Source organism: Spiroplasma endosymbiont of Dasysyrphus albostriatus, assembly GCF_964019495.1.
Lineage (GTDB): Bacteria > Bacillota_I > Bacilli_A > Mycoplasmatales > VBWQ01 > Spiroplasma_E.
This window is the reverse complement of record NZ_OZ026447.1, coordinates 602,077-616,073: the sequence shown is the minus strand read 5'-3', so window position 1 is coordinate 616,073 and position 13,997 is coordinate 602,077. Positions and strand designations below refer to the sequence as shown.

General features: G+C 24.1%; 15 protein-coding genes. 3 read left to right on the top strand and 12 right to left on the bottom strand.

What is annotated here, in order from left to right:
* The first annotated feature begins 22 nt into the window (after nucleotides 1-22).
* The 3 genes from AACL11_RS03870 to AACL11_RS03860 all read left to right on the top strand — a co-directional run bounded on the left by AACL11_RS03870 (nucleotide 23) and on the right by AACL11_RS03860 (nucleotide 1,609).
* Nucleotides 23-544, top strand: a complete 522-nt coding sequence (locus AACL11_RS03870; protein WP_338988226.1) for a hypothetical protein — start codon at nucleotides 23-25, stop codon at nucleotides 542-544.
* Nucleotides 545-704: 160 nt separating this feature from the next.
* Nucleotides 705-1,163 (top strand): BspA family leucine-rich repeat surface protein, encoded by a 459-nt coding sequence (locus tag AACL11_RS03865; protein WP_338988225.1) that lies wholly within the window; start codon nucleotides 705-707, stop codon nucleotides 1,161-1,163.
* A 14-nt stretch (nucleotides 1,164-1,177) separates the two neighbouring features.
* Nucleotides 1,178-1,609: a BspA family leucine-rich repeat surface protein gene (locus tag AACL11_RS03860; protein ID WP_338988223.1), complete on the top strand. Its 432-nt coding sequence runs from the start codon at nucleotides 1,178-1,180 to the stop codon at nucleotides 1,607-1,609.
* 113 nt (nucleotides 1,610-1,722) lie between these two features.
* Here AACL11_RS03860 and AACL11_RS03855 read toward each other — a convergent pair whose 3' ends face one another.
* From AACL11_RS03855 to AACL11_RS03800, 12 genes are all read right to left on the bottom strand, one after another.
* Complete coding sequence (locus tag AACL11_RS03855; RefSeq protein WP_338988222.1) at nucleotides 1,723-2,586, bottom strand: ABC transporter permease; 864 nt, start codon at nucleotides 2,584-2,586, stop codon at nucleotides 1,723-1,725.
* Complete coding sequence (locus tag AACL11_RS03850) at nucleotides 2,579-3,484, bottom strand: ABC transporter ATP-binding protein (protein ID WP_338988221.1); 906 nt, start codon at nucleotides 3,482-3,484, stop codon at nucleotides 2,579-2,581. Before AACL11_RS03850 ends, AACL11_RS03855 begins: the two co-directional genes overlap by 8 nt.
* Before the next feature lie 150 nt (nucleotides 3,485-3,634).
* Nucleotides 3,635-5,083 carry an MFS transporter gene (locus tag AACL11_RS03845; protein ID WP_338988220.1) on the bottom strand — a complete coding sequence of 483 codons (1,449 nt, stop codon included), beginning with the start codon at nucleotides 5,081-5,083 and terminating at the stop codon, nucleotides 3,635-3,637.
* A complete protein-coding gene (locus tag AACL11_RS03840) occupies nucleotides 5,083-5,811 on the bottom strand; it encodes a glycerophosphodiester phosphodiesterase family protein (RefSeq protein ID WP_338988219.1) in 729 nt (242 codons plus the stop codon). Before AACL11_RS03840 ends, AACL11_RS03845 begins: the two co-directional genes overlap by 1 nt.
* A gap of 152 nt (nucleotides 5,812-5,963) precedes the next feature.
* On the bottom strand, nucleotides 5,964-6,461 hold the full coding sequence (locus AACL11_RS03835; RefSeq protein WP_338988217.1) for a hypothetical protein: 498 nt from the start codon (nucleotides 6,459-6,461) through the stop codon (nucleotides 5,964-5,966).
* A 35-nt stretch (nucleotides 6,462-6,496) separates the two neighbouring features.
* Nucleotides 6,497-6,628 carry a hypothetical protein gene (locus AACL11_RS03830; protein WP_338988215.1) on the bottom strand — a complete coding sequence of 44 codons (132 nt, stop codon included), beginning with the start codon at nucleotides 6,626-6,628 and terminating at the stop codon, nucleotides 6,497-6,499.
* Nucleotides 6,629-6,804: 176 nt separating this feature from the next.
* On the bottom strand, nucleotides 6,805-7,533 hold the full coding sequence (locus tag AACL11_RS03825) for a hypothetical protein (RefSeq protein ID WP_338988214.1): 729 nt from the start codon (nucleotides 7,531-7,533) through the stop codon (nucleotides 6,805-6,807).
* Nucleotides 7,452-7,703, bottom strand: a complete 252-nt coding sequence (locus AACL11_RS03820; RefSeq protein WP_338988213.1) for a hypothetical protein — start codon at nucleotides 7,701-7,703, stop codon at nucleotides 7,452-7,454. The genes AACL11_RS03825 and AACL11_RS03820 overlap by 82 nt, the downstream gene beginning before the upstream one ends.
* 223 nt (nucleotides 7,704-7,926) lie before the next feature.
* Entirely contained in the window at nucleotides 7,927-8,661 is a 735-nt protein-coding gene (locus AACL11_RS03815) for a hypothetical protein (protein ID WP_338988211.1), read from the bottom strand.
* 279 nt (nucleotides 8,662-8,940) lie between these two features.
* The gene (locus AACL11_RS03810; RefSeq protein ID WP_252319468.1) at nucleotides 8,941-9,861 is read right to left on the bottom strand and encodes an ABC transporter permease; all 921 of its coding nucleotides are present in this window, start codon (nucleotides 9,859-9,861) and stop codon (nucleotides 8,941-8,943) included.
* Complete coding sequence (locus AACL11_RS03805) at nucleotides 9,861-12,416, bottom strand: ABC transporter permease subunit (RefSeq protein ID WP_338988209.1); 2,556 nt, start codon at nucleotides 12,414-12,416, stop codon at nucleotides 9,861-9,863. The genes AACL11_RS03810 and AACL11_RS03805 overlap by 1 nt, the downstream gene beginning before the upstream one ends.
* Nucleotides 12,409-13,989, bottom strand: coding sequence for an ABC transporter ATP-binding protein (locus AACL11_RS03800; RefSeq protein WP_252319464.1), 1,581 nt, complete (start codon nucleotides 13,987-13,989; stop codon nucleotides 12,409-12,411). The genes AACL11_RS03805 and AACL11_RS03800 overlap by 8 nt, the downstream gene beginning before the upstream one ends.
* Nucleotides 13,990-13,997: the final 8 nt, after the last annotated feature.

The following is a 13,997-nucleotide window of genomic DNA, read 5'->3' as shown; positions in this document are numbered from 1 at the left end:
TTTAAAAAGGTGGGAAACATAAATGTTTAAAAATTTAACTAAAGGAAATAAAAAAGAAATAGAAGAATGCCAAAGAAAAATGAAAAGTTCTTCTGAAAATCGGAAATATTTACAACAAAAAATATATTTTGAATGAGAAAAATTAGATCAAATAAATTGAAGAACAGAAGCAGAACGAGTAATTGAAACAAATGATACTATAAGACCATTAGAACAAAAATTGCGAAAAGAAGAAAAAATATGAATAAATAATTATAAACAAATAGAAGTAATAAAAAATAGACCATATTATCAAGAAGAAAGAAAACAACGAGAAGCATTAAAAAGTCAAGAATTTGAAAAATTAAAGCATGTACATATGAATGAACCATCTGTTTATCATGATGGAACTTTTGGTATACTTTTTTATACAGTTTTAAAAACTAGTGAAAAGTTAAAAAGTTCATGAAATGAAACTAATAAAATCAAAATTAATGAAATACCTAGTTGTTCTCAATGAGAAAGAAGGGCAAATAGTAATCCATATAGTTCTCCATTTAAATAAATTTTTATATTTAAAAATAACTAATCTCATTAATGAAATTAGTTATTTTTTATTTCTATCATAAACTAAACACTTATTGCATTTATTTTTAAACGACTTAAAATATAATTAACTTCTTAAACTTAAGAAGTTATTGGGAAAAACAAAAAAGGAGATCTTAATGAAAATATTAATCAAAACATTAAGTGTTTTAACACTTGCAACAACCACAGGTAATTTAACTAGTTTCTTAAACACAACTTTACAAAAAACTAATATTACAACTAATTATATTGAAAATAAAACACAGCAAGATACAATTTACATTGATAAAGATGGCAAACAAATAACAACTAGTGAAAGAGATTTGTCAAATATAAATAGTAAAGAAGTTATTCAAATTGGATTTTTTAAAAATAATCAACAAATACAAGTAGTAACAATGCCAGAAACTATTGAAAAAATTCCTAATCAATTACCACCAGAAATAACATCTTTGAGAGAAATGTTCATAGAAGCCAAATCATTTAATCAAGATATTTCAACATGAAATACTTCTCACGTGACAGATATGGCTTATATGTTTTATGGTGCATCAGTTTTAACAAAAATATTTCATCTTGAAATACTTCTAATGTAACTGATATCAGTTATATGTTTACACGTGCTTCAGCATTTAACCAAAACATCGGAAACTGAGATACATCAAAAGTAATAAACATGAGTAGTATATTTTTTGAAGCAACTTCATTTAATAAAGACCTTTCAACATGAAATACTTCTAATGTAACAAATATGAATAGTATATTTAATGGTGCTTCAGCATTTAATAATGATTTATCAAAATGAAATACATTAAATGTAAAAAATATGCATGCTATATTTTGTAATGCCACTGCATTTAATAAAGACCTTTCAACATGAAATACTTCTAATGTAACAAATATGAGTTCAATGTTTTATGGTACTTCATCATTTAATCAAGATATTTCAAAATGAAATGTAAATAAAGTAACAAGTCATGAAAAATTTGCTATTGGTTCACAAATTGATAATTCTAATAAATTACCAAAATTTAAAAACTAAAATCAAAAATTTTAATAAAAAGGTAATATCTTATTGACATTAAATAAATAAAAATATCTTTAAAACTTTAAAGATATTTTTATTAAACTCATTTATTAAACAATATTATCAATTTACAAAGATAAATCTTTTTTAATAAGAAAATAATTTCCTAATGGAAATAAACCAAGAGGTACTATTAACATTATTGGATATTGTCAAGCAAAATCTAATGCTCTAATAGAAAAAAGCGGTGCTTTTGCTACTTCTGTAACACCGGGAGCGGGTGTTATATTTGGAATATCACCAAACTTAAATGGAGAATTAAATAAAGAAGCAATTGTCATATATTTAAAATATTTAAGGTACTCAAGTCCAGGTATAGAAGAGAATAATGTCATTGTTTGAAACAAAATAAATACTGTTGAAATACATGTTGCTACTGAAAGAGAAATAACTGACTTATTAAAGTAACTAATAAAAGTTCAATTAATTGATGCTCAAAGTAAAGCCAATAATATTAAACCCAAATTATATAAAACAAGATATCCAAATTCTTGAAGTTTAAAATCTTGAAATCTAATTGGAAAAATAATTAATTGAAAAACAAAAACTGAACCATATAATATTAATATTGAAGAAAGCAAAACAAAAAGTTTTGAATTTAAAATAGTTTTTCTAGACATTGGCATTGTTAATCATGAAGCTAAATAACCTTTATCAATTTCTTTAGAAACCAAAATATGATTTAAAATTAAACTAAAAGAAAAAATTAATATTAACCCCGGAATACCAAAAAAAACAAAATTAAGATAATTCATGCCACCTAATCCACCTAAACCTGATACTCCATGTTCTTCACCAATTAATGTCATAGTTGGAGCAAGATAATCTTGTGTTAAAATGGGAGCTATTAAAATACATAAAATTATAAAAAATAATATTAATGGAATTTTAATATTTTTAAATTGTGATTTAACAAATCTAAAATTAATCATTAAAATTTACCTCATCCTTATAAAATTTAATAAAATATTCTTCTAAACTAAATGGTAATTCTTTAAAATTATCAACTTTATAAAGTGATAATTCTTTTAAAAACTTATCAACATTAGTACTTAAAACATTCAGTTTAATAACTTTTGTTATATTATTTTTTTCAATAATATCTCATTTTTTATTTAAGAAATCATTATAATCTTTCACTGTTGAAAATTTAATTTCATAATTTTTCTTAGCAGAATTTTGTATTTCCTTAATTGATATTTCAGAAATTATTTTCCCTTTTTTAATAACAGCAACTTTATCACATATATTTTCAATTTCGCCAAAAATATGGGAACTCATAAATATTGTTGCACCTTCATTTTTAAAATTTCTAATTAAAGTATTAAACCTTTCTTGCATTAAAGGATCTAAACCTGAAGTTGGTTCATCTAAAACCAAAACTTTTGGTTTATGCATAAAAGCTGAAATAATCGCTACTTTTTGTTTCATACCCTTAGACATTTTTTTAATTTTTCTTTTTGCATCAAGTTCAAAATAATTAATTAATTTTTCAACATATGCCCAAGAAATATTTTTTCTAATATTAGCTACTGTCTTTAAATAAGCAATTCCTGACATATAATCAGGCAATGTTACTTCACCAGCTAAATAGCCAAGAGATTCCATAATTTTTGCCGATTCTTTTCAACAATCATAATCTAAAATATTTGCAAAACCAGTATCAGATTTAATAAAACCTATCATTTGTCTAATAACAGTAGTTTTTCCAGCACCATTAGGGCCAATAAAACCATAAACTTCACCTTTGTTGATTGAAAGATTAATATCAAAACAACCAATATTTGGAGAATATTCTTTAGTTAAATTTTTTAATTGAATTATATTCATATTTTTCTCCAAACTAAACTAATTCATGAAATTATTATAAACCAAAAAGAAGAAAATATAAATAATGGTATGTTTCTTTTTTATAAAAGAATCTTTAATATACTTATTTTCAAGTTTTATAAAACATTATCATTTAATTTAATTAAATAATTAAACGTTTCCTAACTCACGAAAACGAAATGAAGTTTTATTTAGTTTCTTTAACTCTCGTTTATTTAAAATATAAATAATTATTCCGGCAATTAAACCAACTAAAACACAAACGATAGCAATAATTAATAAAATTTGAATTCCCTGCAATGAATAATTTCGATGACCATCAACCACATAAGAATTATTTGGCAATTTTCCAATGGCTGAAGCAACATAATTAAATCAAGCATCTGGAGTAAAAGCAATTCAAGAAATTAATGATATTGTACTAGCATAACTATTTTTTTCCATTGGTAATTCTCCAACTTGAACAAATCTTAACGTCAATAATGCTCAACCTACACAGCCAATAAACATAAAAAGTAAACACATTATAACTTGAAATAAAACTTGAACTGCTTTTGATGACTGTAAAAATCAAGCATTACCTCAACCAGGGATAACTACATATAAAGAACATGCAATCATTCCAACTAATAATAAAAATATTAAACCCAAAACGTAAGACTTTCACTTATCAGCTCAACGACCAATTGGACTAGCAACTAAAAATCTTAAACCATATGAACGAATTCCACCAAGAATAGTTACTACACCAACAGTAACACCAACTTCTGTTAAAGCATCTTTCATATAATATGCAAAAGTAGACTGGAACATGTACATTCCAAAAACAAAAATACCACAAAGTCAAACTCGCAAAAATTTCATTGGTTGAAATAGTGAAATTATTTTTTCTTTTCAAATAATTTCTGTTTCTTCACGTTTTTTATTAGGAATAAATATTCAAACTAATAATGACATTATAAGTACCATACCACAAATAAAATAAGCAAAAACTAAAAATGGTATTTTTGTAATAAAATCATTTTGACCATACTGATTTTGTAAATTTTTAGTTAAAATTGTTATTCCTGTTGCAATTCCAGCAATAAAAATTAAACCAAATAATCCCAAAACTGTGCCTTCAAGACCATAAGCAACACCTTGTTGTTCTTTTGTTACATTCTGTGATACTAATTTTCAAAGTGGTGCTCAAAAAAGTCCGGCAATCGAAATACCCCATATTGTATAAATAATATACAATTGAATCATTCGTATATTTTTATCCATATTAAGTTGAATTATTAATGTTCATCATAAACCACATAATCCAGTTATTATAAGTGATACTATCATTATTTTTTTTGCACTAAAACGATCAGTAAGTCAACCGCCTGGAATTCTAGAAATAAGAGCAACAAAACCATAAATAGCAACAACAAAATCAAACTCATCTTGATTTAAATTAATATACTGATTAAAGTTAGGAATAATATATCGTAAATAAAGTACTCCACTAAAAACAAATAAATCAGATAAAGCTAAAATGCTAATAATCAAAATAGTTTTATTATCCAAGTCGTGCGTAAAACTTTTTCAACATTTACTTAAAAATATCTTCATTATTTATTTTTCTGCTTTCATAATAATTTAGGATTATCACTAATATAGCCAGCTACTTGATTACCATAGATTTCATTTATCTTCACAGCTTCTTCATCACTCTTAAATGTTCATATATTTAACGGTTTTTTTAATTTTTTTAACTTACTAATCATTTCAAAATCTAAAACTACGGAAATTGAAGGATGCAAATAATCAAAGTTTTTAATATACCTTTCACTAAAATCATTTTTATTTTCAAATAAATAACCTTTTTTCATAGGATATTTAATTCTTTTAACAATTTCGTTTAATAACTGGTGATTAAATGAAGAAACAATAATTTCAGCTTTACTTTTTTTTTCTAATTTTTTAATTTCTGAAAAAATAACCATTAATTGATTTGGGGTATATTTACGATTAATTTCTTCTTTAATTTCAACATTAATCATTTGATAATTTTTACTTAATTTTTCAATAAAATCATTAAATAATGGTGGAATTCATTCTTTATTATTTTTAAAAAATTCCAAATTAATAATTTCTTCATATAATAAACTACTAACCTCACTTTTATTATTGGGAATTCTTTCAAATGTATCATCATGAAAAATAATTACTTTATTATCTTTTGTTAATCGAATATCAAACTCTACTGCTTGGCAAATTTTCAAAGCATTTTGGAAATCAATGATTCGATTTTCACCTTCTGTAGAACGAAATCCACGATGTGCCACTAATAATGCCATAAAATAAACACCCCCAATATTCCTATACCTAATTATTTTACACTAGACTTGTTTTGTAATTAAAAAAGTACTTTGTGTTTCCCAGAAATTCAACTATAAAATTTTATTTTTTTAAGTTTAAGTAAAAATTAACAATTAAAATTAATATTTAATTAAGGAATAAATCTCGTTACTGAATTATAATCATAAATATCATTATCTAAATTACTTGCACATAGAATACTATTATTTCATTCAAAGTTTTGTTCTGCTATTTTTTCACTAAGTAACAATTGTTCAATAGATTGATCTAATTCTAAATTATTTGATATATCTTTTATAATTTGTTCATCACACATACCATCAAAAATTAAATTAGATGATAAATTTTCACTACTTAGTACCGAACTTTGTTCTTCATTAGCCATATATTCAAACTCTATTTCCTCTAACAACTTATCTAATTCTGTTTCTTGTGTTTCTGAATAAAGTTGTGATTCTAAAACATCTCATGCAATATTTTTTATTTGTTCACTACACATATCATCACAATTAAAACTGCTTAAATCAAAATTTTGTTTTAAAGTAGAAACATGACTAGATTGCAATTCTATTTGTTTTTGCTTTTTTTCTTTATAACGTTGATATCATTTTTTATTATATTCTTTCATTCTTGCCTTCACTTCAGGCCTTTGAACATACTCTTTTATTTTTTCTTTATTTTGATGACATCATATTTGACTTTTTTTAATTTTTGTCCTAGCATAAATTGTTTATTAACTTCTTCATTTCAAAATGATGAAGAAGTTTCATTAATAACTACACTTCCATTATCCATATTTTTTCCCCCATTAATTTAATTTGAATTTTTACTACTTTTTTATTTTTAAAATAAAAAAATATTTTATAACAAAATTAATATTATTTATTATTTTTGATTTTTCTTATACTCCTATACTTTTTTAAATAAATTTAAACTTAAAAAATATTATTAACAATTAAAAATAAATTTAATTAAGGAATAAGTGTCGTTACTGAATTATAATCATAAATATCACTATCTAAATTACTTACAAATAGAATACTATTATTTCATTCAAAGTTTTGTTCTGCTATTTTTTCACTAAGTAACAATTGTTCAATAGATTTATCTAATAAATTTAATTGATCTAATTCTAAATTATTTAATACATCTTTTATAACTCGTTCACCACACATATCATCAAAAATTAAATTAGATGACAAATTTTCACTACTTAGTACCGAACTTTGTTCTTCATTAGCCATATATTCAAACTCTATTTCCTCTAACAACTTATCTAATTCTGTTTCTTGTGTTTCTGAATAAAGTTGTGATTCTAAAACATCTCATGCAATATTTTTTATTTGTTCACTACACATATCATCACAATTAAAACTGCTTAAATCAAAATTTTGTTTTAAAGTAGAAACATGACTAGATTGCAATTCTATTTGTTTTTGCTTTTTTTCTTTATCACGTTGATATCATTTTTTATTATATTCTTTCATTCTTGCCTTCACTTCAGGCCTTTGAACATACTCTTTTATTTTTTCTTTATTGCGTTGATATCATTTTTTATTATATTCCCGTTTTTTTGCCTTCACTTCAGACCTTTGCTCATATTTTCTCTTTCTTGCCTTTATATTGGGTCTTTCATTATATTCTTTCCTTCTTGCCTTCACTTCTGGCCTTTGAGCATATTGTCTTTTTTTTTCTTTCATTTCAGGCATTTGAGCATATTCTCTTTTTTTTCTTTATTTTTATGATATCACTCTCGATCATATTTTCTCCTTCTTACCTTTACTTCAGACCTTTGAGTATATTCTTTCTTTTTTTCTTTATTCTTTTGAAATAAATAAAATTCATTAATAACTATATTTCCATTATTCATGATTTTCCCCTTCTAAATATAATTAATTAAATTTTTATATTAATAAATATATGAATTAGGTTTACCAATTTTAAATGTTTTTTTAATATTTAATTAAAAATAAAAATATATTATGACAAAATCTATAATATTTTCATTTTTATTTTTTTTACTCTTAATTACTATTTTTTTAAAATCAAAAATTTTTAATTTAAACTTAAAAAAATATTATTAACAATTAAAATTAATTAAAAATAAAACCAGTTGCCAAATTATAATCACAATTATCACTGTTTAAATTACTTGTAAGTATAATATTACTATTTCAATTAAAATTTTGTTGTGAGATTTTTTTATTAACTAATAATTGTTCACCAGATTGACATAATTCTAAATTATTTGATACATCTTTTACAATTTGTTCACCACAAACATTATCATAAATTAAATTAGATAACAAATTTTCACTACTTAGTCCCAAACTTTGTTCTTTATTAGCGATATATTCAAATTCTGCTTCCTCTAATAACTTATCTAATTCTGTTTCTTGTGTTTCTGAATAAAGTTGTAATTCTAAAACATCTCATGCAATATTTTTTATTTGTTCACTACACATATCATCACAATTAAAATTGCTTAATTCAAAATTTTGTTTTGAACTAAAAACATAACCAGATTGCAATTCTATTTGTTTTTGCTTTTTTTCTTTATTGCGTTGATATCATAATTTACTATTTTTTAGTTCCAATTCTTTATTAAGCTGATAACATTTTTTTCTATATTCTCGTTGCCTTTCTTTATTGCGTCAATATCATAGTTTACTATACTCTCGCTGTTTTTCTTTAATAAGCTGATATCTTTTTTTATCATATTCTCTCCTCCTTACTTTCACTTCAGGTCTTTGCTTATATTCTTGTCTTTTTTCTTTATTTTTTTGAAATAAATAAGGTACATTAATAACTATACTTTCATTATCCATATGCTTTGCTCCTCCTATAAACATAATTAATTAAATTTAATTTAAACTTTTACCACATTTTTTCTATCTATCAAAAATTATATTTATTTTTTTTGATAAATAAAACTGTATTATTGCAATTTTTTTCAAATTCTTAATAAAATAAAAAATTTTATAGTATAAAATACCCATAAAATTTTTTATTTTATTATATTTTTAATTAAATCTTAGAAAATATTACTAAAAAAGTAAAATTTAATTTCAAAATTAATTCATCATTAAAATTATTAATAAATAATTTTATCGTTTAGATTTATTGAAAGCAATACCCAATGCTTTTGGTGTTTTACTTCATTTTGATGTAAACACTAAAACTAATAAAGATGTTACAAAAGGCAATATATTCCATATATCAGAATTACTTGATATTCATTGAGGAATATTTGGTAAAAACGTAATTCTGGCACCTGTTGTTTCAACAATAGCAAATAAGGCAGCACCAATTGTAATCAATGGTACTCTTCATTGTCCAAAAATTAAAATAGCTAAAGCAATAAAACCATTTCCACTAACTGTCCCACGAAAAGTTTGACTAGCATACATTGGAAAAATACCACCAGCAATTCCTGCTAAAAAACCAGATAATAATACAGCAACATATCGTTGTTTAATAACATTAATTCCTGCAGCATCAACCGCATTGGGATTTTCACCAGTCGCAACATGATGTAATCCTCATTTAGTATATTTTAGAATAATAGCAATACTTACTAAAACTATAATTGCTAAAAATAAATATAAATTAAAAAATTCATTATTACCAATTTTTGGTAATTGATAAATATTTGTTAATGAAATAAAACCATTATTCCCTGGTAACTGAACAACAAAAACTGCAATTGCTGCTGCTAAAATATTAATTGCAACGCCAGAAATAATTTGATCAGATTTTAAAGTAACTGATGCAAAAGCATGGAAACAAGCAAATCCCATTCCCGCTAATCCAGCTACTAATAAAGCAACAATTTGTGATCAATTACCTCAATTAACACCTATATTTTTTCCAAATGAAGAAAAAGCAAGAGCACCAATTGTCATCATTCCTTCAATACCAATATTAACAACACCAGCACGTTCTGAAATTAATCCAGATAATGCACCAAGTACTAAAACAACAAAAATTAAACTAGAATGTTCAAGAATTATTTTGAGTGCTTCCATTAACTTTTTCCTCCTGCTCTTTCAGTTTTTATTTTCATAATTGCTTGTTGTTCATTTTTAAATATATCAGTAAATTTATTAATAAAAGTTGTCTTTTCAATTTCCGCTTTTTTAGTAAATTGTTTAGTTAATATATTAATATTACTATTAATTGGGATAATTTGACTTTTTAATTGCTGTTTGTCAATTTTATAATTTTTAATTAAGTCTTTAACATTATTTTTATAATTAGTTTGAAGTTGATGTTTTGCTAAAATTAATTGTTTTTTTATTTTTTTATCGTCAGTTTTAACTGTTTGATTTTTTAATAACTTTAATTCATCACTTAATTCTTGTTTCAATTTATTAATTTCTCGATAAAGATTTAATTTTAAGTCTTTTACTCTTGACTTATCTAATATTGCTTTTTGTTTTTTTAATAATACTATTTCACGAATTAAATCTTGCTTATAGTTATAAACATTATTTTCATATTTCATTTTTTCATTAATATACATATTTAAACTTTCACCATAAATCGTTTTTATTTCTTGTTGAAAATTATTTCAATTACCAATTTTACCTTTTTTTCAAATTGCATTATATTGTTTATATATATAATGATTTAAAGCTTTATTTTCTTGGAAAAATTGTGCTCAATTAACACCAACTTTATCATTTTTATTATTAATAACTGCTTGTAATTGTAAGTTGATATCACTATTAACTTTATTAATTTCTTGTGAAAAATTTTGTTTTAAATTTTTAACTACTGACTTATCATCTCATAGTATTTTATTATATTTTCCTTTTAATTGTTCTTTATCAATTTTATATTTTTTAATTAATTCCTTAGTTTCAATTTTATAAGTAATTTGAAGTTGACATTTTTTTAAAATTAATTGTTCTTTTAATTTTTTATCATTAGTTTTAACTAATTCATTTTTTAATGACTTTAATTGATCACTTAATTCTTGTTTCAATTTATTAATTTCTTGTGAAAGATTTTGTTTTAAATTTTTAACTTTTGACTCATAATCTGATAATGATTTATTATATTCTACCTTTAATTGTTCTTTATCAATTTTATATTTTTTAATTAATTCCTTAGTTTCAATTTTATAAGTAATTTGAAGTTGACATTTTTTTAAAATTAATTGTTCTTTTAATTTTTTATCATTAGTTTTAACTAATTCATTTTTTAATGACTTTAATTGATCACTTAATTCTTGTTTCAATTTATTAATTTCTTGTGAAAGATTTTGTTTTAAATTTTTAACTTTTGACTCATAATCTGATAATGATTTATTATATTCTATCTTTAAGTGATTAATTTTATTATTTTTTTCTTTAATTAAATCTGATTTTAACTTATTATATTGTCTCTTTATTTTAAAATTTTCAATAAAATGATAGTACATCTTGGCAATAAAACTATTTGTAACTTTTCGTTTTTCTCCATCAAAGGCTATATTTAAATAACGAATTAAAAATTTAATTGGCTGTAAACGAGATAATAAAACTGCACAAGCAGCTGAATAAATAATAACACCAAAAATAATATCACCAGTTGCTGTTGGTAATGTTAATACTGAACCAATTGAACCACCACTCTTAATTAAGCCTCAAAGAAAAGCAGAACCCACAACACCTATTGGATTAATTTGACCAACTAAGGCAACAGCTATACTATCAAAACCAATAGTTGGTAAATCATCAGTTAAAAAACTAATTGAAGGATTTTTGGCAATGTAATAAATAACAGCCATTACTCCTGCTAATGCTCCTGAAATAACAAATGATGTTATGCAATAATGTTTATGATTAATACCACTATAAACCGCAGCAAATGGATTTAAACCTACTGTTCGAATTTTATAACCTAAAGTTGTTTTTTTCAATAAGAATCAAACTGTTATTATTAAAATAATAGAAATTAATAATGGTAGTATACAATTATAACCATTAATACTCATACTCATACTATCATGAATAGTTGCTGATGTTCCATGATCAGCATCATATAAATCTTTATTGATTTTAAATAGTCATTTTACTAAATATCAAATTGTTCAATTTAATAAAATAGAAGTAACAACCTCATGAACATTAAAAAAAACTTTTAATAACACTGTTACCAACGCCACCAATATTGCTGCTAATACTCCAGCAAAAAGCGCGCTAATTATAGCTAATGGTTGTGATAAGTCATAACGGACACCAATTGCGATAACAACAGCTCCTGCTGCTAACATTTGACCCGCAACTCCAATATTAAACATTCCTGAGCGGAAAGAAATAACTAGTGCTAATCCTGCTACAATATAAATTGCTCATCAAACTAAAGTATTATCTCAATTATTAGCTGGCCAACTTGTAAAAGCATATGTTAATAACAACTGAAAATAAGTAAAAGCATTTTGACCTGAACCAATTATAACAAAACAAGCAATAATTAATCCAAAAATAATGGCAAAAATTGAACCCTTAAATTTAGTAAGACTACTATTCATTTCTTTTGAACCAAGATATAAACGACTTCGTCGTTTTAAAAATCATGTTTTTTGTTTAAACATTATCTTCATTTCCTTCCATTAACATTTTTTGTCCCGCCATCATTAATCCTAATTGTTCACGAGTAACATTTTTAGCACTAACATTACCAGTAATTTTACCAGCATGTAAAACAACAATTCGATCTGCTAATGACATAACTTCTGATAATTCATAAGAAATTAATAATACTGCATTACCTTCATTTTTTTCATCAAGAATACGACTATGAATATATTCAATAGCACCAATATCCAAGCCACGTGTTGGCTGAGCAACAACTAAAATTTTATGTTTTCTTGTTAATTCTCTACCAACAACCGCTTTTTGTTGATTACCACCTGACAAACCTCTAACTAAAGCAAAACCACTTTTACTACCACGAACATCATAATTATTAATAATATTTTGTGCATAAGATTGAATAGCTTTACTGCGAATCAAACCATGCTTAGAAAAAGGATATTCGCTAATATTTTGTAAAACCATATTATCAATAACATTATAATCTAAAACAAGTCCATATTTATGACGATCTTCAGGAATATGACTTAAACCACTTTTATATAAACTTCGAATTGAACTGTGTTTCATATTCTTATTACCAAAAAAAATATCACCTTTTTCTGGCTTAATCAAACCAGTAATTGCTGAAATTAATTCAGTTTGACCATTACCCTCAATACCAGCAATAGCCACAATTTCTCGTGACTTAACTTCTAAACTAAAATCAGAAAGACCCATTATTGATTTCCTATTACCAATTTTATGAACAAATAAATTATCAATTTTTAATAATACTGGCCCTAATACAACATTACCTTGATTTCTAATATCAACTAAATCTCTACCAACCATCAAAGTAGCAATTTCTTCTTTAGTTTTACTCTTAGATTCAAAAGTTTCAATAACTTTACCTAAACGAATTACTGTAACATTATCAGCAACTTGTTTAACCTCTTCTAATTTATGACTAATAAAAATAATAGTTTTACCATCACGTCTAAGTTCTTCAATAATTGTTAATAAACTAGTAATTTCTTGTGGTGTTAAAACCGCGGTTGGTTCATCAAGTACAATAATACTAGCACCACGATAAAGAACTTTTAAAATTTCAACACGTTGTTGCATACCAACACTAGCATTCTCAATTTTTAAATTAAGTTTAATGTCTAATTTATATTTTTTTGAAATTTCTAAAATTTTAGATTTAGCTTTTTTATAATTAATTCACTGTCATTTATGAACTGGCTCACTACCTAAAATAATATTTTGTAAAATAGTGAAGTTATCAACTAATTTAAAATGTTGATGTACCATTCCAATACCTAATTCGCCTGCTCTAATTGGTCCTGATATTACTACTTCTTTACCATTAATTTTAATAATACCTTTTGTTGGTTGATATAGTCCAAATAAGATTGACATTAGTGTCGATTTACCTGCACCATTCTCGCCAACCAAAGCGTGAATTTCTCCTTTTTTAATTTTAATAGAAATATTATTGTTAGCAATAATAGTATCTAAAAAAACTTTAGTAATACCTTCCATTTCAACAGCATATTGTAAGTTCTGTTTTTCAATATTTACTTGCATTTTATCAC